Origin of the sequence: Burkholderia sp. BCC1208 (genome assembly GCF_902833095.1) — a bacterium.
In the GTDB taxonomy this organism is placed as follows: Bacteria; Pseudomonadota; Gammaproteobacteria; order Burkholderiales; family Burkholderiaceae; genus Burkholderia.
In genome coordinates this window covers 825,250-844,752 of the sequence record NZ_CADFDY010000001.1, presented here as the reverse complement: position 1 = coordinate 844,752, position 19,503 = coordinate 825,250, and the positions used below count along the sequence as shown (strand labels likewise).

Genomic DNA, 19,503 nt, shown 5'->3' with positions numbered 1-19,503 from the left:
TTTCGGTCGCTCCAAACGAAAAGCCGCGCAACAAGCGCGGCTTTTTTACGGATTGCGACAGCCCGATTCGGGTAGTCGCTGGAACGGAATTGGACGCAACTAACGGTCGAATCCGACCAGCGCCCGTATTCAGGGCCGCCCGTTTAGTTCACCTTCATCCGCTGCAGCTTGTTGTACAGCGTCTTCGGGCTGATGCCGAGCAGCGTGGCCGCACGGTGGCGCGTACCGCCGACCGCGTCGAGCGTCGCGCGGATCAGCAGATCCTCGACATCGGACAGCGGCGTGCCGACCTTGATCTGCACACTGCTGCCGTTCAGCGCGGCGCCGGCGGAGAAGCTGGCCTCGCCCGCGCGCAGCGTCTCGATGAAGTCGCCCGACGCGTCGTACGCGAAGCGCACGCGTTCCTGCAGCTCGCGCACGTTGCCCGGCCATTCGTAGGACAGGCATTCGCGCACGAAGCCCGGCGCCGCCCGCTTGTCGGTCGTGCTGCGGCCGGTTGCGCGCGCTTCGCGGTTCAGTTCGTCGATCTGCGCGTCCGCGATCGCGAGCGCGTCGCCGTCGCGCTCGCGCAGCGGCGGCATCGTGATCGATGCCGCGTCGAGGCGCAGCCACAGATCCTCGCGCAGCGTGCCGTTCGCCACCGCCTCGCGCGCCGGACGGCGCGTGGCCGCGATCAGCCGGAAATCGCTGGTGATCGAGCTCGTGCCGCCGATCCGCATGAAGTTCTGCGAATCGAGCGCGTGCAGCAGTGCTTCCTGCAGCACGAGCGGCAGCGCGGTGATTTCGTCGAGGAACAGCGTGCCGCCGCCGGCCTGCTCGAACAGGCCCGATTCGCGGCGCTCGGCGCCGTCGAACGCACCGCGTTCATGGCCGAACAGCACGCTGTCGAGCGAGGCGCCGTGCCGGCCGGCCTGCGCGAGCATGCGGCAGTCGAACGAGACGAACGGCCCCTTGCGGCGCCGGCTCAGTTCGTGCAGCGTGCGCGCCGCCAGCTTCTTGCCGGTGCCGGCCTCGCCCGAGAACAGCACGGCCGTCTCGGTGCGGGCGTTGTGCTCGATCATGTCGTACACGTGCTGCATCGCGTCGCTGCGGCCCACCAGCGCGCCGAAGCGGCCGAGATGGCGCAGCGACGCACGCAGCGACTGCACTTCGTCGATCAGTTCGTACGGGCGGGGAATCCGCGCGAGCAGGCTGCGCAGGCGCGGAATGTTGATCGGCTTCAGCAGGTAGTCCCAGATACCGTGGCGCAGGCCCTCGATGGCGCTCTCGACCGTCGCGTTGCCCGTCAGCACGATCACCGGCAGCGAGCCGTTCGGCTGTTGCTGCGGCAGGTGCTGGAGCAGGTCGAACCCGCTGCCGTCCGGCAGGTTCAGGTCGACGAGCACGACGTCGGGAATCGAGCGGCCGAGCGCCGTGCGCGCTTCGGCGAGCGACGTGGCCGTGTCGACCGAGAAGCCGTCTGCGGCGAGCAGTGCGGTGAGGCCTGACAGGCTGTTGGGATCGTCTTCGACAATCAGGGCGTGTGGCATGGTGGACGCGAGTCGAGTCAAGAGAGGCGGGCTGTCGGCCAGCGGACCGCAGCCGCATGTCGGATTAAAGATTGATTTTATGCCCCGCCGAACGCGCCACGCGCATTATTTCTCCGCCGCTATAAAACAGTTACCGATGATACAAATTGAATATCTTTACCGGTGGCTTTTGTGCTGCTTATGGCTCCAACTTGTGGCAGCTGTTGGCGCCGGACAAACAAAAAGCGCCCCGAAGGGCGCTTTGTTCGATGCGGCTATCGCTGACGATTACGCGCGGCTGCGGTATTCGTTCGTGCGCGTATCGATTTCGATCTTGTCGCCGGTGTTGCAGAACAGCGGCACTTGCAGTTCGAAGCCGGTCGCCAGCTTCGCGTTCTTCAGCACCTTGCCCGACGACGTGTCGCCCTTGACGGCCGGTTCCGTGTAGGTGATTTCGCGAACGAGGACCGTCGGCAGTTCGACCGAGATGGCCTTCTCGTTGTAGAACACGACTTCGCAAGCCATGCCGTCTTCGAGGTAGTTCAGCGCTTCGCCCATCATTTCGGCTTCGACTTCGTACTGGTTGTAGTCGGCGTCCATGAACACGTACATCGGATCGGCGAAGTACGAGTACGTCACTTCCTTGCGGTCGAGCACGACGACTTCGAACTTGTCGTCAGCCTTGTAGACCGATTCCTGACCTGCGTTCGACAGCAGGTTCTTCATCTTCATCTTGACGACGGCCGAGTTACGACCCGACTTGTTGTATTCCGCCTTTGCGATGACCCATGCCTCGCTGCCGATCTGCACGACGTTGCCTACGCGGAGTTCCTGTGCGGTTTTCATAAAAAACTGTCCTGATCAAATCAAATAAATAGGTGCCTGAGCGGTGCACAACGGGTGAGGCGCCAAGCAGATGCGTTCCGGCAGGCGCCCCAAAGCTCAAACGCGAGCGCTTGCATGGTCAGCCGTCGGATAACCGCTTATTTTAACTGAGATTTTGCGTATTCCGCCAGCTTTCCGGCGAGATCGCCGACGGCCGCGAGCGTGTCGGCCCAGCGGGTCGCATTGGCGTCCAGCGCGGCGCGGTGCTGCCACAAATCGGCCCAGTCGGGCGTGCCGGCGCCGTTCCATGCATGCCAGAACCGCTCCAGCGCCGCCCGCGGTGCATCGGCGAGACCGGCCGACAGGTGCGCGAGCGCGGCGTCGAGCTTCGGCAGGTGCACGTCGTCGGCCTGCGGGTAGATGTGCCACGCGAACGGCTTGCGCGCCCACTGCGCGCGGACGAACGAATCCTCGCCGCGCACGAAATTGAAATCGGCGATCCACAGCAGCGGGTCGTAGTCGGCCTGCGGAACGAACGCGAGGCCATGGGCGGTGAGGTTGCCGCTGCGCGCTCGTACGCCGGCGGCGAACGATTCGACCCCGAAAAAACGCGCGACGGCGGGCGACAGACGCCCGGCCGGCACGAGCGCGACGACCGGCGACGGGCCGTCGCGCCACTGCGCGAGCAGTGCGTCGACGGCCGGGTTCTCGTACGCGAACAGGCTGACGACCGTCGTGCCGGGCGCCGGCGGCGCACCGCCGGTCGCGCGCTGCCACCACGCGGTGCGCGCTGCCGGATCGGTGTCGAAAGCCGTACGGCGCGCGTCGAGATCGCGCTCCTTCGGCACGCCGCCCGTGCCGGCCGACAGGCCCGGGAAGAAGAACGTCTTCAGCAGCGGGTAGCGCGGATGCGGCGACGGCCGCAAATGGAAATCGGCGACCCAGTCCTCGGCGCTCAGGTATTCGAGGTTGATCCACACGGGCCGCCGCGCGCGCCGCGCCATCGCCGCGAGATACGCGCCGGGCAGCTCGCACGCGAACGCCTCGATCACGACATCGGCGATGTCCAGCGCGTCGCCGACTTCCGCATGCCAGTGCTCGATCACGATCGCGTCGACCGTCTGCCGCGCCGCGTCGGGATCGATCTGCGGCAGCAGGCGCGCGAACGTCTGCAGGTCGTCGACGAACAGGCGGACCTGCCAGCCGTGCTCGTGCGCGAGCTGGCGCGCGACGCGCCAGCACACGCCGATGTCGCCGAAATTGTCGATCACCGTGCAGAAGAGGTCGCAGGCGATCGGTTCGCCCGGCGCGAGCGGCACGGCGGAGAAGGGGGCAGCGGAAAGGCGTGGCATCGAAGCGGGTCGGTGAATGCTCTAAACTGGCGATTCTAATAGACCCGTTCCGCGTTACAAGGCGCCCGGATCACGCATGACATCCCCAGAAGCCTCCGATATTCCGTTCGAACCGAAGAAGATCCTTGCGCAGTTGCCGCACATGCCGGGTGTCTATCGCTATTACGACACGGCGGGCGCCGTCCTCTACGTCGGCAAGGCGCGCGACCTGAAAAAGCGCGTGTCGAGCTATTTCACGAAGACGCAACTGTCGCCACGCATCGCGATGATGGTCACGCGCATCGCGCGCATCGAAACGACCGTCACGCGCTCGGAAGCCGAAGCGCTGCTGCTCGAGAACAACCTGATCAAGGCGCTCGCGCCGCGTTACAACATCCTGTTTCGCGACGACAAATCGTATCCGTACCTGAAGCTCACCGCGCACCGCTTTCCGCGGATGGCCTACTACCGCGGCTCGGTCGACAAGCAGAACCAGTATTTCGGGCCGTTCCCGAGCGCGTGGGCCGTGCGGGAGAGCATCCAGATCCTGCAGCGCGTGTTCCAGTTGCGCACCTGCGAGGATTCGGTCTTCAACAACCGCACGCGGCCGTGCCTGCTGCACCAGATCGGACGCTGCACGGCGCCGTGCGTCGGCGCGATCTCCGACGAGGATTACGCGGTCGACGTGTCGAACGCCGCGCGGTTCCTGCTCGGCCGGCAGTCCGAAGTGATGAAGGAGCTCGAGCAGAAGATGCACGCGTTCGCGGCCGAACTGAAATTCGAGCAGGCGGCGGCCGTGCGCAACCAGATGAGCTCGCTCGCGACGGTGCTGCACCAGCAGGCGATCGAGGTCGGCGGCGACAGCGACGTCGACGTCCTGGCCGTCGTCGCGCAGGGCGGCCGCGTGTGCGTGAACCTCGCGATGGTGCGCGGTGGACGGCACCTCGGGGACAAAGCGTATTTCCCGACACACGTCGAAAGCGCCCTGACGCTCGCCGAAGGCGGTCTCGGTGAAGAGGCCGAGCCGGCGGAGGCGGTCGATGCGACGCCCGACACGGTGCCCGATCAGCCGGTGGAAGAGTCCGGCGGCGCGCGCGGCACGGCGTCGGCGTCGGCGTCGGTAGAGGCCGAGGTGCTCGATGCGTTCATCGCGCAGCACTATCTCGGCAACCGCGTACCGCCCGTGCTCGTCGTCAGTCATGCGCCCGCGAGTCGCGACCTGCTGGAATTGCTGTCCGAGCAGGCCGGCCACAAGGTGTCGCTCGTGCGGCAGCCGCAGGGGCAGCGGCGCGCGTGGCTGTCGATGGCCGAGCAGAATGCGCGGCTCGCGCTCGCGCGGCTGCTGTCCGAGCAGGGCTCGCAACAGGCGCGCACGCGTGCGCTGGCGGATACACTCAGCTACGACAGCGACGATCTCGCGACGCTGCGGATCGAATGCTTCGACATCAGCCATACGATGGGCGAGGCGACGCAGGCGTCGTGCGTCGTCTATCACCATCACAAGATGCAATCGAGCGAATATCGCCGCTACAACATTACGGGCATCACGCCGGGCGACGATTACGCGGCGATGCGGCAGGTGCTCACGCGCCGCTACGAGAAGATGGTGGAACAGGCCGCGCAGGCGGCGGCCGCCGACGAAGCGGCCGGCATCGACGGCGAGTCGACGCGCCAGGCCGAGGCATCGAGCCTGCTGCCGAACATCGTGCTGATCGACGGCGGCAAGGGGCAGGTCGAGATCGCGCGGCAGGTGTTCACCGAGCTCGGCCTCGACACATCGATGCTGGTCGGCGTCGCGAAAGGCGAGGGGCGCAAGGTGGGCCTCGAGACGCTGGTGTTCGCGGACGGTCGCGCGCCGCTCGAACTCGGCAAGGAGAGCGCCGCGTTGATGCTCGTCGCGCAGATCCGCGACGAGGCGCACCGTTTCGCGATCACCGGCATGCGGGCGAAGCGGGCGAAGGCGCGCCAGACGTCGCGGCTCGAGGAACTCGAGGGCATCGGCGCGAAGCGCCGGCAGCGGCTGCTCGCGCGCTTCGGCGGGTTGCGCGGCGTGGTGGCCGCGAGTGTCGAGGAACTGGCGAGCGTCGAAGGCATTTCGCACGCGCTCGCCGAGCAGATCTACAAGCAGCTTCATTGACGAGCCCGTGCGGCCGGCTGCATTGCCAGCGTTCTTGTGGCAGGCCGGTCGACACGGCACAATTGCGAATCCTTTACTGTCCCGCATGCCATGCCGTTCAATTTCCCGATTTTCCTGACGTGGGTACGGATCGTGCTGATTCCGCTCGTCGTCGGCGTGTTCTATCTGCCGGACACGGTGATGGGCGGCGCGCACCGCAATCTCGCGGCGGCGGCGATCTTCATCCTTGCGGCGCTGACCGACTGGTTCGACGGCTTCCTCGCCCGCAAGTGGAACCAGACGTCGTCGTTCGGCGCGTTTCTCGACCCGGTGGCGGACAAGCTGATGGTGACGGCCGCGCTGCTGATTCTCGTGCAGATTTCGCGGGTCGACGCGGCGATCGCGCTCGTGATCGTCGGTCGCGAGATCGCGATTTCGGCGCTGCGCGAATGGATGGCGCAGATCGGCGCATCGAAGAGCGTCGCGGTGAACCAGCTTGGCAAATTCAAGACCGCGTGCCAGATGGTCGCGATTCCGATGCTGCTGTTCTACGGGCCGCTGCCGCTCGGCGTCGTGACGATCGATACGCGCGTGTGGGGCGAGTGGCTGATGTATCTCGCCGCGGTGCTGACCATCTGGTCGATGCTGTACTACATGAAGCTCGCATGGCCGCAGATTCGCGAGCGCGGCGGCGCGTGATCCGCGTCGCATGTGGGGGCGTTTTTGTAAAAAGGCTGGAAAAGCCCTTGACACACGAATGTGCCTTCGACATAATCTCGCTTCTCCGCTGCACGACGAAGTAAATGTGTGACGGGGAGGTAGTAGCGTAGCAATACGCGGGAGTAGCTCAGTTGGTAGAGCGCAACCTTGCCAAGGTTGAGGTCGCGAGTTCGAGACTCGTCTCCCGCTCCAGATTTTTTCTGGCAGCGTGTGGTACGGCAAAGCGCTGCGGGTGCAGGACATATGCGGGAGTAGCTCAGTTGGTAGAGCGCAACCTTGCCAAGGTTGAGGTCGCGAGTTCGAGACTCGTCTCCCGCTCCAGATTTTTCTGGCAGCGTGTGGTACGGCGAAGCGCTGCAGATGCAGGACAATGCGGGAGTAGCTCAGTTGGTAGAGCGCAACCTTGCCAAGGTTGAGGTCGCGAGTTCGAGACTCGTCTCCCGCTCCAGGTAATGGGGAAGCCACGCTTCCCTTTTTATTTGATGGACTTCCGGTCCTCGAATAAAAATCTGTCGCTTGCCTCACGGCATCCGGACAGTCCGCTTTTGGCGCGATAGCAAAGCGGTTATGCAGCGGCCTGCAAAGCCGTTTAGGCCGGTTCGACTCCGGCTCGCGCCTCCAAGTAAGAAGAGAAAAAGCCCTGAGAAATCAGGGCTTTTTCTTTTTCCGCATCGCTTTACGGCCGTCGCACACCCGATGCATGCGCCGCCCGCAAAGCAATCACCCATCCACCGGCTGCGCCGGCGTCTCGAGCTTCAACTGATAGAACGCCGCATCGAGCCAGCGACCGAACTTGAATCCCGCCTCGGCGATCGTGCCCGAGTGCACGAATCCCAGTTTCGTATGCAGTGCGATGCTTCCGGCATTGGTCGCGTCGATGCAGCCGACCAGCACGTGTACCTGCGCTTCGCGCGCACGCCGCACCACCTCGCGCAGCAGCAGTTCGCCGAGCCCGCGACCGCGCTGATCGTTGCGCACGTACACACTGTGTTCGACCGTGTACTTGAACGCCGGGAACGCGCGGAACGTACCCCAGCTCGCGAAGCCGAGCAGTGTGCCCGCCGCGTCGACGGCGCCGAAGACCGGAAAGCCGCCCGCGCGCTTCGTCGCGAACCACGCGACCATCGCTTCCGGCGGTCGCGGCCGGTAGTCGTACAGCGCCGTCGAGTTCGCGATCGCGTCGTTCAGGATTTCGAGAATCGCGGCTGCGTGTTCGGCCTCGCTGCAATCGATCAGGCGCACGTCGTCGCGCTGTGTCGGGGAGTTCATACGGGTTCCTTCCTGTTGGCTCTAAATCGGTTGCGCACGCGACGCGCGCATCACGCGCTCCGCACGGCGGCGGCGGATGCATCGCAAATCGCGACGACATAGCGTGCGGCATGCGACGACGGATTGCTGAAGATCAGCGGCTGGTCGAGCCGCATGGCCAGGCAGTCACCTTCGCGCAGTTCGTGAAGCGCATCGCCCAACGTGACGTCGACGCGCCCGCTGATGATCCACACCTGCTGATGCAGTGCGCTTTCGCGGCCGCCGCTGTCATACGCGACGCGCGCGCCGGGCGGGAAATCGACCTCGACGAGCTGAATCGGCGACGGCCAGCCGGCCGGCGACAGGTTGCGCCGCACATAGCCGGACGCCGGGTCGCGCCATTCAGCCTGCTGCGCGCGGCGGGCCAGCGGCTGCGCGGGCGCGTCGTCCCGGTCGCCGCCGAACAGCCCGGCCAGCGACACGCCGAGGCCGGCCGCGAGCTTGTCGAGCACGACGGCCGTCGGGCTGGCCGACGCGCGTTCGATGAGCGAGATCATCGAACGGCTGACGCCGGAACGCGCGGCCAGCGCATCGAGCGTGTAGCCTCGAACGGTGCGCAGCTCGCGCACGCGCCGGGCAATGCGCTCGTTGATACCGGTGTCGTCGGTCGTGGTAGTCGCTGATTCTTTCATGATGGATTTATTTTCCAGCAAACTGGAATTCAATGTCAACGGTATTTCCCGGGTGCGATCGGACGAGACGCAGCACACACCGGCTTGCCCCGTCGTCGTGCACGGCGTAATATACGAAACAGCTACGTTTCGTTTAATTGGGGATATATGGGCATCATCAAGATTTCCGAGCACATGCATGAACGGCTGCGCTCGACGAGCACGGCGCTGAGCCGTTCGATCAACGCGCAGGCCGAACACTGGCTGCGCGTCGGGATGCTGGCGGAACTCAATCCGGCGCTGTCCTACGGCGACATCTGCAAGATGTTGATCGAGGCAGAGGCGCGTGGCGGCGACGTGGGGCCGGCGGAACCGGTCGCGCAGCACATCGAGCAGGTGGCGTAATGGCGAAACGCGAAATCCCGATCCGCGGCGCCGCGGAAATCGCCAAGTCGCGCGAAGCCGCGAAGCTCGCGTCGCAGGTGCTGACGATGATCACGGAGCACGTGAAGCCGGGCGTCACCACCGACGAGCTGGATGCGCGCTGCCGCGAATACATCGTCGACGAGCTGGGCGCGATTCCCGCGAACATCGGCTACCACGGCTATCCGAAGACGCTGTGCACGTCGGTCAACCATGTGGTCTGCCACGGCATTCCGACGTCGCGGCCGATGCGCGACGGCGACATCGTGAACCTCGATATCGCGGTGATCAAGGACAGCTGGTTCGGCGATACGAGCCGCATGTATTTCGTCGGCGAACCGAACGAACTCGCACGGCGGCTCGTCGCGGCGACCTACGAGGCGATGCATGCCGGCATCCGCGCGGTGCGCCCCGGCGCGACGCTCGGCGACGTCGGCTATGCGATTCAGCAGGTCGCCCATCGCGAAGGGTTCAGCGTGGTACGCGAGTATTGCGGGCACGGCATCGGCGACGTCTATCACGACGAACCGCAAGTGCTGCATTACGGTCGCCCGGGTACCGGCCTGCCGCTGCGGCCGGGAATGATCTTCACGATCGAGCCGATGCTGAACGCGGGCAAGCGCGATACGCACGTGCTGGCCGACGGCTGGACGGTCGTCACGAAGGACCATTCGCTGTCCGCGCAATGGGAGCACATGGTCGTGGTGACGGAAACGGGCTTCGAGGTGCTGACCGAGGACGCGAAGCCGCAGGCGTTCGCGGCGCTTTCCGGCACGCACGCGGCCTGACGGCGGCAGTGCGCTGCATGCGGCGGCGCGGTGTTGCGATGAAACGGGCCCCTTCACGGGGCCCGTTTCGCTTGGGACGGCCGGCGCTGTGGCGCGACGCTTAACCGCGCGCCTTCTGCCACGCGTGTTCGACGAACACGCGGCACAGCGCTTCCATGCCCCGGCGGTCTTCGTCGTCGAAGCGCGCGGCGACCGGGCTGTCGACGTCCCATACGCCGATTAGCGTGCCGTCGCCGGCCACCAGCGGCACGACGATTTCCGATTCCGACGCCGCATCGCACGCGATATGGCCGGGGAAGTCGTGCACGTCGCGCACGACCTGCGTCTCGCGCGTCTGCGCGGCGGTGCCGCACACACCCTTGCCGAGCGCGATCCGCACGCACGCGGGCTTGCCCTGGAACGGCCCGACCACGAGCTCGGTGCCGTCGAAGAAGTAGAAGCCCGCCCAGTTCAGGCGATCGAGCGAGTGATAGACGAGCGCGGAGAAATTCGCCGCGTTCGCGGTCAGGTCGCGTTCGGATTCGACGAGCGCGCGTGCCTGCTCGACGAGCGTCGCGTATTGATCGGCCTTGGAGGCGGTAGAGTCGTTGGACAGCGTGAACATGGCGGGAAAGCGATAGGGGTTGAAAAATGCGCACTGCGCGTACCGCAGTCTACGGCACGCGCGCGCGGTCTGCAGCGCGTGGTCGTGCGCGATGCGGCGCGCTCAGTCGGGTTCGAGTTCGGCGAACCGCTCGGCCAGAAAGTCGAGCAGCGCCCGTACCGCGGGCAGCAGGCCGCGACGCGACGCGAACACCGCATGCACGATTTCGCGGCGGGGCGCCCAGTCGGGCAGCACCGTGACCAGTTCACCGCGCGAAACCTCATCGCGCACCATCATCGTCGGCAATTGCACGACGCCGACGCTTGCGACGGCCGCCGCGCGCAGCGCGAGCATGCCGCCCGTCACGAAGCGCGGCTGGTGATGGATTTCCGCGTGCGCGCCGTCGGGCCCGCGCAGCCGCCACACGTGCGTGGACTGCGGCACGCCGTGATCGAGGCTCGGCAGGCGCGCGAGATCGGCGGGAACGGCCGGTACACCGTGCTCGCGCAGCAGCGTGGGACTCGCGACGAGGCACTGGCCGCGCTCGGCGAGCACGCGCAGCGCGAGATCGCTGTCCTCGAGCGGCGGCGGGCGCACGCGGATCGCGACGTCGATCCCTTCGCCGACCACGTCGACGCGCCGGTTCGTGGCTTCCAGGTGGATCTCGACGCGCGGGCACGCGGCCATGAACGCGGCGATCATCGTGCCGACCAGCGAATCGAGCAGCACGATCGGGCAACTGACACGCACGATGCCGCGCGGCTCCTCGTGCAGCAGCGCGATCGCCTCGTCGGCGGCGTCGGCCTCGACGAGCATCGCGCGGCAATGCGCGTAATAGGTCTGGCCGACGTCGGTGACCGTGAAGCGGCGCGTCGAGCGCTGGATCAGCCGCATCCCGAGCCGCGCCTCGAGCAGCGCGATGCGGCGGCTCAGCTTCGATTTCGGCATGTCCAGCGCGCGCCCGGCCGGCGCGAAGCCGCCGTGTTCGACGACCTGCACGAAGTAGTAGAGATCGTTCAGATCCCGCGCTTTATCGTTCATGAAATGGAACGCTGAGTGCGATTTCGGCAGTCTACCGGATCGATCGTTCCATCTCTATATTGTCATTCAAGGATGCGAAACACGGGTTTCGCCGCAATATGGAGAAGGGCCATGAAGAAGATCCAGGGTGTGTACAGTGCGCCGCGCGGTCATTGGGTCGGCGACGGTTTCCCGGTGCGTTCGATGTTCAGCTACCAGTCTCATGGCACGCATCTGAGCCCGTTCCTGCTGCTCGACTACGCGGGCCCGGCGACGTTCGAACCGACGACCGCGCCGCGCGGTGTCGGCCAGCATCCGCACCGCGGGTTCGAAACGGTGACGATCGTCTATGACGGCGAAGTCGCGCACCGCGACTCGACCGGCGCGGGCGGCACGATCGGCCCGGGCGACGTGCAGTGGATGACGGCCGCGAGCGGGATTCTGCACGAGGAATTCCATTCGGAGGCGTTCACGAAGCAGGGCGGCCCGCTCGAGATGGTGCAGCTGTGGGTGAACCTGCCCGCCGCGGACAAGATGGGCGCGCCCGGCTACCAGACGCTGCTGAACGCGGATATCCCGGTGGTCGAGCTGCCGGACGGCGCGGGGCGGGCGCGGATCATCGCCGGTGAACTCGACGGGCGGCGCGGCCCGGCCCGCACGCACACGCCGATCGACGTGTGGGACGTGCGGCTCGTGGCGGGCGGCCATGCGCGGTTCCCGGTCGCCGACGGGCGTACGCTCGCGGTGGTCGTACTGAGCGGCACCGTGCAGGTGAACGGCGAGACGGTGGCACGCGAAGCGCAGTTCGTGCAACTGGGCCGCGATGGCCGCGACGTCGAGATCGAAGCGAACGGCGACGCGAAGCTGCTGATCCTGAGCGGCGAGCCGATCGACGAGCCGGTCGTCGGCTACGGTCCGTTCGTGATGAACTCGCAAGCGGAGATTCGTACCGCGATCGACGACTTCAACAGCGGCCGCTTCGGCCAGATGCCGGCATGACTGCATGACGGCATGACGGCATGACGGCATGACGAGCAGGCCCCGCGCGATGCGGGGCCTTTTTTTCGCGCGTGGGCAGGCGGTCGCGCGCGATGCGCGCTTCGAGGCATAATCGACGGTTGCCGCGCGCTAGTCGGCGCGCCCGAATCAGGACCGCACATGAACGCATCCGCCCCCGCCGCATCCCCGAGCACCGCCGATCTCGACTGGCGCTGGAAATCCTTCGACGCGCTGACGGCGCGCGAAATCTATTCGATCCTCGAAGCGCGCAGCGCCGTATTCGTCGTCGAACAGAACTGCGTGTATCGCGACATCGACGATGCGGACCAGGCCGCGTGGCACTTGGCGGCCTTCGATCCGGTCGGCCGCGTGGCCGGCTATCTGCGCGTGCTGCTGCCGGACGCCCAGCACACCGACGTGCGCATCGGTCGCGTGCTGACGACCGCCGCGTTTCGCGGCGCGGGGCTCGGCAACGGGCTGCTGTCGCGCGCGCTCGAGCATATCCGCGCGCAGTGGCCGGATACGCCGGTGAGCCTGCATGCACAGGCTCACTTGCAGCGTTTCTACGGGGCATTCGGCTTCACGCCGAGTTCGGACGTGCACGACGAGGACGGCATCCCGCACGTCTGGATGAGCAGCGCGCGCGCGTGACGCGCGCCGCGCTGCGCGGCCGTCAGTGCGCGCCGCGTGCGACGGGCGGTTCGTCCGCGCGCTGCGCGACCCGTTCGCCGATCAGGCGCCCGCGCGCGGACAGCCGCAGCCAGTGCCGCAGCGCGATCAGTGCGCCGATCACGCTCATCATCGAGCCGGGAATCCACAGCAGCAGGCCACCGATCTGCTGGTCGCGCAGCGGGCTCAGCCACGTGAACGCGCGGCCGCAGATCGAGTAGATCGGATACAGCTCGTGCGGCGTGAAGAAGATCAGCGCGCCGAGCGCGATCTGCGGCGGGATCGCCGCGACGACGATCAGGATCCGGCGGCCCGGCGACAGCCGCGCGGGCGGCGCGGGACGCGGATCGACGACGAGCCACCAGAACAGCAGCCCGTCGATCACCATGCTCCAGTTCATCACGCGATAGAGACGCCAGTCGAGCATCGCGACGAAGTGAATCGGCGACAGCAGCCAGAAATAGATCAGCCCGACGAACAGCACGACCGCGACGACCGGATGGAACACCACGTCGAGCGTCGCGCGCACGGGCGCCCATGCGAGCGCGGGGCGCACGAAGCGCTGCCGCCAGCGGAACGGAATGCCCGCGCGGATCGCCGCGCCCGGATAGGACAACGCGATGAAGAACGGCCCGAGGTGATGCAGCACGAGGTGCTGCGCGCGGTGCATGAAGAATTCGTGCTCGAAGAAGTAGTCGAGCCGCGTATGCAGCGCGACGTAGAGCGCCGTCAGCCCGAACCAGAACGAGAACTGCCGCAGCGGCGACACCTTCGCCTTCTTCGCGCCGCGCGCGAACAGCACGGCGGCCGCCAGCACCGCGATGACCACGGTCGGCGACGGTTCCCACGGATCGAGCCAGTACAGGAGATTCATCGCGCGTGCATCACTTCGCCTGGGCCGGCGATTTCACGGCGAACGGCGCATCGACCGTTTCGCCGTCGGAGAACTTCAGGCGCAGGTGCACGGTGTCGCCCGGCTTGATCGCGTGCTTCGGCTCCTCGAGCATGAAGTGATAGCCGCCCGGCGCGATGTCGACCTTGCCGCGCGCGGGGATCGTCAGCTTGTCGACCATCTCCATCTTCTGCGTCGAGCCGTTCGATACCGTCTGGTGCAGCATCGCCATCCCGTAGTCGGGGCTGTCGACGTCGACGAGGTCGATCGGCTTGTCGCCGGTGTTCACGAGCGTCACGTAGCCGCCCGCGGGCAGCTTGTTCGGCAGCCAGCGGACCCAGGCGTTCTGCGCGCTGATCGCCCCGGCGGCATAGGCGTGGGCGCCGGCGCACAGCGCGGCGACGAGGGCGAACGTCTTGAGGGGCGTTTTCGTGTTCATGGCGGAATTCAGGTCGTGGAGGCAGTGTCGATGATCCGGCGCACATCGGCGGCGATGGCGTCGGGCGAATCGCGATCGGTCGCGAGCAGGCGCGCGCGGCCGGTCGCGTCGAAGATGTAGACGGCCGAGCTGTGCGTCACCTCGTAGCCGCCGGACGGATCGCGTTTTTCCATCTGGTAAGCGACGCGATAGCGCTTCGCGAGCGATTCGATCTGGCCGTCGGTGCCGGTCAGGCCGCGCGCATGCGCGGCGTCGAAGGCGGCGACATAGGACTGCATCGCCTGCGGCGTGTCGCGCGCGGGATCGACCGATACGAACAGGATGCGCACGTCGTCCGCCCGCGGACCGAGCTTCGCCAGCACTTCCATCAGCCGCGCCAGGGTTTCGGGGCAGACATCGGGGCAGTGCGTGTAGCCGAAGTAGACGAGCGCGACGCGGCCGCGAAACGCATCGGCATCGACGGGATGGCCGTCGCCGCCCGTCAGCTTGAACGACAGGTCGGGCAGGTGGCCGGTGACGTTGGTCAGGTTCCAGCGCGGCTCGTCGTGCGTGCACGCGGCGAGCGCCACGGCGGCGGCGAGGGCCGCGGCCGTGCGGATGAGGCGGGAGAGGCGCCGGTGCGGCGTGGGACGGGCAGACGGCATCTTAGAGACTGTTTCCATATGGAACGCGCAACCCCAAATTAAAAAACATTCTACGGGAATGTCCGAAATTGCCCGTATGGCGGCGTCGCGCGGCAAGCGGTTGCGACTGTAGCGCAATTCGCGCGCCTGCGTCCTTTCGAAACCGGTACGGGACGGACGAGCGGGGCAATATGTCGCAGTTGACGCGGCGGGCGGCGCGATGTCCGCGCTGCCCCGGTTTCGCCCATCCGGGGGCGCAGGCGCGGTAAGATGCGCACAACTCCATTCGCGCAGCGGCGGCCGGCATTTGCCGGCCACCCCTCAAATTATCGAATCGATGCAATCCGTTCCGGCTTCCCTGTCCCTGACCGATACCGCGTTCTTCTTCGACTTCGACGGCACGCTCGTCGAGCTGGCGCCGACGCCCGACGGCATTCACGTTCCGCCGTCGCTGCTGACGCTGCTCGACGAGTTGTCGCGCCGTTCGCACGGCGCGGTCGCGATCGTGTCCGGGCGCGGCATCGACAACCTCGACACGTTCCTGAAGATGCCCGGCATGCCGATCGCCGGCCTGCACGGCGCGGAGCGCCGCGATGCGAACGGCGACACGCAGCGCATCGGCTTCAACGACGAACGCCTGCTGCGCATCGAGCGCGAGCTCGCGGGCGTGGTCGACCGCCATCCGGGCATGCTGCTCGAGATCAAGGGTGCGGCCGTCGCGCTGCACTTTCGCAATGCGCCCGAGCGCGAGGCGGTGGCGCGTGAAGCGGCCGAGCGCCTCGTCGCCGACTATGCGGATGCGTACGTGCTGCAACCCGGCAAGATGGTGTTCGAAATCAAGCCGAAGGGCGTCGACAAGGGCCGCGCGCTGGCCGCATTCCTCGACGAGCCGCCCTTTGCGGGCCGCGTGCCGCTGTTCGCGGGCGACGACCTGACCGACGAGAAGGGCTTCGCGGTGGTCAACGCGCGCGGCGGCCTGTCGATCAAGGTCGGTGCGGGCGAGACGTCCGCGCGCATGCGGCTCGATTCGGTCGACGCACTGCATGAGCGGATCGCATGCTGGCTCGGCGCGGGGCAGCCTCACGCATGAGCCGGCTCATCATCGTTTCAAACCGCGTCGCACCGATTTCGGAAGGCGAACCGGCGGCGGGCGGCCTCGCGATCGGCGTCTATGACGCGCTGAAGGAAACCGGTGGCATGTGGTTCGGCTGGAGCGGCGAAGTGGTCGCGTCCGGCGCACCGCAGCCGCAGATCCGCATCGAGGAGCGCGGGCCCGTGACGTTCGCGACCGTCGGGCTGTCGCGCCGCGATTACGACCAGTATTACCGCGGGTTCTCGAATGCGACGCTGTGGCCCGCGTTCCATTACCGCGCGGACCTGATCCAGTACGATCGCCACGAATTCGACGGCTATCGCCGCGTCAACGTCTGGCTCGCGCAGCAGCTCGTGCCGCTGCTGCAGGACGACGACGTGATCTGGGTGCACGACTATCACCTGATTCCGTTCGCGCGCGCGCTGCGCGACGCCGGCGTGAAGAACCGCATCGGCTTCTTCCTGCACATCCCGTTTCCGGCCGCGCAGGTGCTCGTCAACGTGCCGCCGCACCGCGAGCTCGTCGAGTCGCTGTGCGCGTTCGATCTGCTCGGCTTCCAGACCGAGCCCGATCTGCGCGCGTTCTGCGACTACGTCGAGTTCGAGGGGGGCGGCGAGATCGAGCACGACGGACCCACGGTGCGCGTGCGCGCGTTCGGCCAGACGCTGCGCGCGGCCGCCTATCCGATCGGCGTGTATCCGGACGAGATCGCGTCGCTCGCGCAGGCGGGCGAGCACGGCAAGGCGGTGCGTACGCTCGCGACGTCGCTGCGCGGGCGGCAACTGATCATGAGCGTCGACCGGCTCGATTATTCGAAGGGGCTCGTCGAACGATTCCGTGCGTTCGAGAAGCTGCTCGAGCACCAGGCGTCGATCCGCAACCGCGTGTCGTTCCTGCAGATCGCGCCGTCGACGCGTGCGGACCTGCGCGCATACCAGGACATCCGCCTGCAGCTGGAAGCGGAGTCGGGGCGTATCAACGGGCGCTACGCGGAGCTCGACTGGGCGCCGATCCTCTACATTCACCGTCAGTACGACCGCCAGGTGCTGGCCGCGCTGTACCGGCTCGCGCGCGTGGGCTTCGTGACGCCGCTGCGCGACGGGATGAACCTCGTCGCGAAGGAGTACGTGTCCGCGCAGAATCCGGACGATCCGGGCGTGCTGGTGCTGTCGCGCTTCGCGGGCGCCGCGCGTGAGCTCACGGGTGCGCTGATCGTCAATCCGATCGATATCGACGGCATGGCCGATGCGCTGTCGCAGGCGCTGACGATGCCGCTCGCCGAGCGGCGTGCGCGCTACGCGGACATGATCGCGCAGCTTCGCGAGAACAACGTGTCGGTGTGGCGGGACAATTTCCTGCGCGATCTGCAGCAGGTCTGATCCGCTCCATTGCCGCCGCTGCAATTGAAAAAGCCGCCGTGCGTGAAGCACGGCGGCTTTTTTTGTCGGCTCGATGCCGGCGCGTCAGGCCACGCGTTCGCCGGTCTGCGTGTTGCCGTCGGTGGGCGCATGATGGCGGCCGTGCTGCTTCGCGAGCAGGTCGCGATACAGGCCCGGGCGGCTGCGCAGCACGTCGGGCGGGCCGTCGTCGATCACCTTGCCGTTGTTCATCACGATGATGCGGTCGAAGTTGCGCAGCGTCGACAGGCGGTGCGCGATCGCGATCACCGTGCGGCCGACCATCAGGCGGTCGAGCGCGCTCTGGATCGCTTCCTCGGACGCGCTGTCGAGCGCCGACGTCGCTTCGTCGAGCAGCAGGATCGGCGCATCCTTCAGGATCGCGCGCGCGATCGCGATGCGCTGGCGCTGGCCGCCCGACAGCTTGACGCCGCGGTCGCCGACGATCGTGTCATAGCCTTCCGGCATCGCCTCGATGAACTCCGCGCAGCGTGCGTCGCGCGCGGCGGCGAGCACTTCGTCGCGGGTCGCGTCGGGGCGGCCGTACGCGATGTTGTCGTAGATCGTCCGGTGCAGCAGCGAGATGTCCTGCGGCACCAGCGCGATCGCGTGGCGCAGGCTGTCCTGCGTGATTCCCTTCACGTCCTGGCCGTCGACCTTCACGACGCCGTCCTGCGTGTCGTAGAAGCGCTGCAGCAGCGCGAGCACGGTCGACTTGCCGGCGCCCGACTTGCCGATCAGACCGACGCGCTGGCCCGGCTCGATATGAAGGTCGAAGTGGTCGAGGATCGCGCGGCGGTGCGGGTACGCGAACGTCACGCGCTCGAAGTCGACGCGGCCGCCCGTGGCCGACAGCGGCTGCGCGTCCGAGCTGTCCGGCATTCCGTGCGGTTCGAGCAGCGTCTTCACTGCTTCGGACAGGCGTGCGACGTGCTGGGTGACGTCGACGAGCGCGACCGCGAGATCGCGCGTGCCGTGCAGGATCGTGAAACCGAGCGAGCTGACGAGCACGATGTCGCCCGACGTCGCGCGGCCCTGGTCCCACAGCCACAGCGCCCATCCGAGCAGGCCGGCGGACAGCATCGCGGTGATCACCGCATGCAGCAGCCGCAGCTTCTCGAGATAGAACAGGCTCTGCTGACGTGCGTCCATCTCGGCCTTGACCGTCGCGCCGAAGCGCTTCTGTTCGCGCAGGGTCATCCCGAACGCGCGCACGAGGCCCATGTTGCCGATCACGTCGACGAGCTCGCCGTCGACCGCCGCGGCCTTCGCCGCGAACGCGTGGTGGCGCGCCGAGCCGCGGCCGGCGAGCTTGAACAGGATCACGGACAGCACGGCCGAGCAGCCGAGCAGGCCGGCCGCCATCAGCGGATTGACGACGATGATCATCAGGATCGCGCCCATCACCGCGATGCACGGCGGCAGCACGTTCCACGCCATCGTGTTCTCCGACGTGTAGACCGCGTTCGACGTGGCCGTGATGCGGCTGGCGAGCGTGCCCGGCTGCTTCTCCGAGTAATACGTCGGCGAATGGCCGATCAGGTACTGGAACAGGTCGCGCCGCAGATCGCCGGTAACCGCGACGAACGTGTGCGCGGCGACCCAGCCGCCGACGCGCCACAGCAGGTTGTCGGCCGCGATCAGCCCGACGAGCAGCGCGAATGCGCTCCACAGCGGGCCCGGGTGATGGCGTCCGGTTGCCAGCACGTCGATCAGGTGCTTGATCGCATATTGCGAGCCGAGCGCGCAGCCGACGGCGGCCAGCACGCTACAGAGCACGATCAGGTGCGCGGCGGGGTGGAGGCGGATGTAGCGGAACAGGAACGCGATCGGCCGATGCGCGTAGCTCGACAGCTTCGCGTTATGGGCGTTGCGCTGGGCGGGGGTGAGAGAGTCCAAAATATCCGTGCGGTGATTCGGTGATTGAGCGTGGCGGCTGGATCGCAGGCCGGCGTTCGCCCGGACTGAATAATCCGGCATTGTAAACAAGGCCTGCGTCGCGCTGCGCGAATCTTGCCTTGGCCAGAGGCTCGCGATCGATTTTGAGATAAAATCCGGCATCCCGTCCTGCCTCGTGTACCGGAATCACGCTGCCGGCAGCTGCGGGTGACAAGGATCGCCAAAAGGGCCTTCCACTCTAGAACGGACGCCCGAGTCC

19 protein-coding genes and 4 tRNA genes are annotated in these 19,503 nt (G+C 66.8%); 12 read left to right on the top strand and 11 right to left on the bottom strand.

Annotated elements, in window-relative coordinates:
* Positions 1-143: 143 nt before the first annotated feature.
* The 3 genes from HWX09_RS03770 to earP all read right to left on the bottom strand — a co-directional run bounded on the left by HWX09_RS03770 (position 144) and on the right by earP (position 3,685).
* Positions 144-1,529 (bottom strand): sigma-54 dependent transcriptional regulator, encoded by a 1,386-nt coding sequence (locus tag HWX09_RS03770; RefSeq protein WP_006497719.1) that lies wholly within the window; start codon positions 1,527-1,529, stop codon positions 144-146.
* A gap of 267 nt (positions 1,530-1,796) precedes the next feature.
* Positions 1,797-2,354, bottom strand: a complete 558-nt coding sequence (efp, locus tag HWX09_RS03765) for an elongation factor P (protein ID WP_006476487.1) — start codon at positions 2,352-2,354, stop codon at positions 1,797-1,799.
* Between the two features lie 137 nt (positions 2,355-2,491).
* Complete coding sequence (gene earP / locus HWX09_RS03760; protein WP_027783945.1) at positions 2,492-3,685, bottom strand: elongation factor P maturation arginine rhamnosyltransferase EarP; 1,194 nt, start codon at positions 3,683-3,685, stop codon at positions 2,492-2,494.
* A gap of 76 nt (positions 3,686-3,761) precedes the next feature.
* On the opposite strand from earP, the gene uvrC reads away from it, so the two are divergent.
* From uvrC to HWX09_RS03730, 6 genes are all read left to right on the top strand, one after another.
* Positions 3,762-5,801 (top strand): excinuclease ABC subunit UvrC, encoded by a 2,040-nt coding sequence (gene uvrC, locus HWX09_RS03755; protein WP_027783946.1) that lies wholly within the window; start codon positions 3,762-3,764, stop codon positions 5,799-5,801.
* A gap of 90 nt (positions 5,802-5,891) precedes the next feature.
* On the top strand, positions 5,892-6,479 hold the full coding sequence (gene pgsA, locus HWX09_RS03750; protein ID WP_011544951.1) for a CDP-diacylglycerol--glycerol-3-phosphate 3-phosphatidyltransferase: 588 nt from the start codon (positions 5,892-5,894) through the stop codon (positions 6,477-6,479).
* Between the two features lie 137 nt (positions 6,480-6,616).
* Positions 6,617-6,692: transfer RNA gene (locus tag HWX09_RS03745), tRNA-Gly, on the top strand.
* 53 nt (positions 6,693-6,745) lie between these two features.
* Positions 6,746-6,821: transfer RNA gene (locus tag HWX09_RS03740), tRNA-Gly, on the top strand.
* 51 nt (positions 6,822-6,872) lie between these two features.
* Positions 6,873-6,948 (top strand) — tRNA-Gly (locus tag HWX09_RS03735).
* A gap of 99 nt (positions 6,949-7,047) precedes the next feature.
* Positions 7,048-7,121: transfer RNA gene (locus HWX09_RS03730), tRNA-Cys, on the top strand.
* A 99-nt stretch (positions 7,122-7,220) separates the two neighbouring features.
* Here HWX09_RS03730 and HWX09_RS03725 read toward each other — a convergent pair.
* Together HWX09_RS03725 and HWX09_RS03720 are read right to left on the bottom strand one after the other, a co-directional pair.
* Positions 7,221-7,769 carry a GNAT family N-acetyltransferase gene (locus HWX09_RS03725; RefSeq protein ID WP_027783947.1) on the bottom strand — a complete coding sequence of 183 codons (549 nt, stop codon included), beginning with the start codon at positions 7,767-7,769 and terminating at the stop codon, positions 7,221-7,223.
* A 50-nt stretch (positions 7,770-7,819) separates the two neighbouring features.
* Positions 7,820-8,440, bottom strand: coding sequence for a helix-turn-helix domain-containing protein (locus HWX09_RS03720; protein WP_027783948.1), 621 nt, complete (start codon positions 8,438-8,440; stop codon positions 7,820-7,822).
* Positions 8,441-8,587: 147 nt separating this feature from the next.
* Between HWX09_RS03720 and HWX09_RS03715 the strand changes: the two genes are divergently transcribed.
* Both HWX09_RS03715 and map read left to right on the top strand, forming a co-directional pair.
* Positions 8,588-8,824, top strand: a complete 237-nt coding sequence (locus tag HWX09_RS03715) for a ParD-like family protein (protein WP_027783949.1) — start codon at positions 8,588-8,590, stop codon at positions 8,822-8,824.
* On the top strand, positions 8,824-9,630 hold the full coding sequence (map, locus tag HWX09_RS03710; RefSeq protein WP_027783950.1) for a type I methionyl aminopeptidase: 807 nt from the start codon (positions 8,824-8,826) through the stop codon (positions 9,628-9,630). Before HWX09_RS03715 ends, map begins: the two co-directional genes overlap by 1 nt.
* 100 nt (positions 9,631-9,730) lie before the next feature.
* Here the strand turns inward: map and HWX09_RS03705 are convergent, their stop codons facing one another.
* Positions 9,731-10,234, bottom strand: a complete 504-nt coding sequence (locus HWX09_RS03705) for a GAF domain-containing protein (protein ID WP_027783951.1) — start codon at positions 10,232-10,234, stop codon at positions 9,731-9,733.
* A gap of 102 nt (positions 10,235-10,336) precedes the next feature.
* The gene (locus HWX09_RS03700) at positions 10,337-11,254 is read right to left on the bottom strand and encodes a LysR family transcriptional regulator (RefSeq protein ID WP_027783952.1); all 918 of its coding nucleotides are present in this window, start codon (positions 11,252-11,254) and stop codon (positions 10,337-10,339) included.
* A 111-nt stretch (positions 11,255-11,365) separates the two neighbouring features.
* Between HWX09_RS03700 and HWX09_RS03695 the strand changes: the two genes are divergently transcribed.
* Together HWX09_RS03695 and HWX09_RS03690 are read left to right on the top strand one after the other, a co-directional pair.
* Positions 11,366-12,232, top strand: coding sequence for a pirin family protein (locus HWX09_RS03695; RefSeq protein ID WP_027783953.1), 867 nt, complete (start codon positions 11,366-11,368; stop codon positions 12,230-12,232).
* A 159-nt stretch (positions 12,233-12,391) separates the two neighbouring features.
* Entirely contained in the window at positions 12,392-12,883 is a 492-nt protein-coding gene (locus tag HWX09_RS03690) for a GNAT family N-acetyltransferase (RefSeq protein ID WP_027783954.1), read from the top strand.
* Positions 12,884-12,905: 22 nt separating this feature from the next.
* Here HWX09_RS03690 and HWX09_RS03685 read toward each other — a convergent pair whose 3' ends face one another.
* From HWX09_RS03685 to HWX09_RS03675, 3 genes are read right to left on the bottom strand one after another with little or no spacing between them, the layout of a single operon-like run.
* Entirely contained in the window at positions 12,906-13,775 is an 870-nt protein-coding gene (locus HWX09_RS03685; protein ID WP_027783955.1) for a cytochrome c oxidase assembly protein, read from the bottom strand.
* Between the two features lie 10 nt (positions 13,776-13,785).
* Complete coding sequence (locus HWX09_RS03680; protein ID WP_027783956.1) at positions 13,786-14,232, bottom strand: copper chaperone PCu(A)C; 447 nt, start codon at positions 14,230-14,232, stop codon at positions 13,786-13,788.
* Between the two features lie 8 nt (positions 14,233-14,240).
* A complete protein-coding gene (locus HWX09_RS03675; protein ID WP_027783957.1) occupies positions 14,241-14,876 on the bottom strand; it encodes an SCO family protein in 636 nt (211 codons plus the stop codon).
* Positions 14,877-15,192: 316 nt separating this feature from the next.
* On the opposite strand from HWX09_RS03675, the gene otsB reads away from it, so the two are divergent.
* Positions 15,193-15,945 carry a trehalose-phosphatase gene (gene otsB / locus HWX09_RS03670; protein WP_027783958.1) on the top strand — a complete coding sequence of 251 codons (753 nt, stop codon included), beginning with the start codon at positions 15,193-15,195 and terminating at the stop codon, positions 15,943-15,945.
* Positions 15,942-17,327: an alpha,alpha-trehalose-phosphate synthase (UDP-forming) gene (otsA, locus tag HWX09_RS03665; RefSeq protein WP_027783959.1), complete on the top strand. Its 1,386-nt coding sequence runs from the start codon at positions 15,942-15,944 to the stop codon at positions 17,325-17,327. Before otsB ends, otsA begins: the two co-directional genes overlap by 4 nt.
* Positions 17,328-17,411: 84 nt before the next feature.
* On the opposite strand, the gene HWX09_RS03660 is transcribed toward otsA, so the two are convergent.
* Positions 17,412-19,244 carry an ABC transporter ATP-binding protein gene (locus HWX09_RS03660; RefSeq protein WP_027783960.1) on the bottom strand — a complete coding sequence of 611 codons (1,833 nt, stop codon included), beginning with the start codon at positions 19,242-19,244 and terminating at the stop codon, positions 17,412-17,414.
* Positions 19,245-19,503 lie beyond the last annotated feature (259 nt).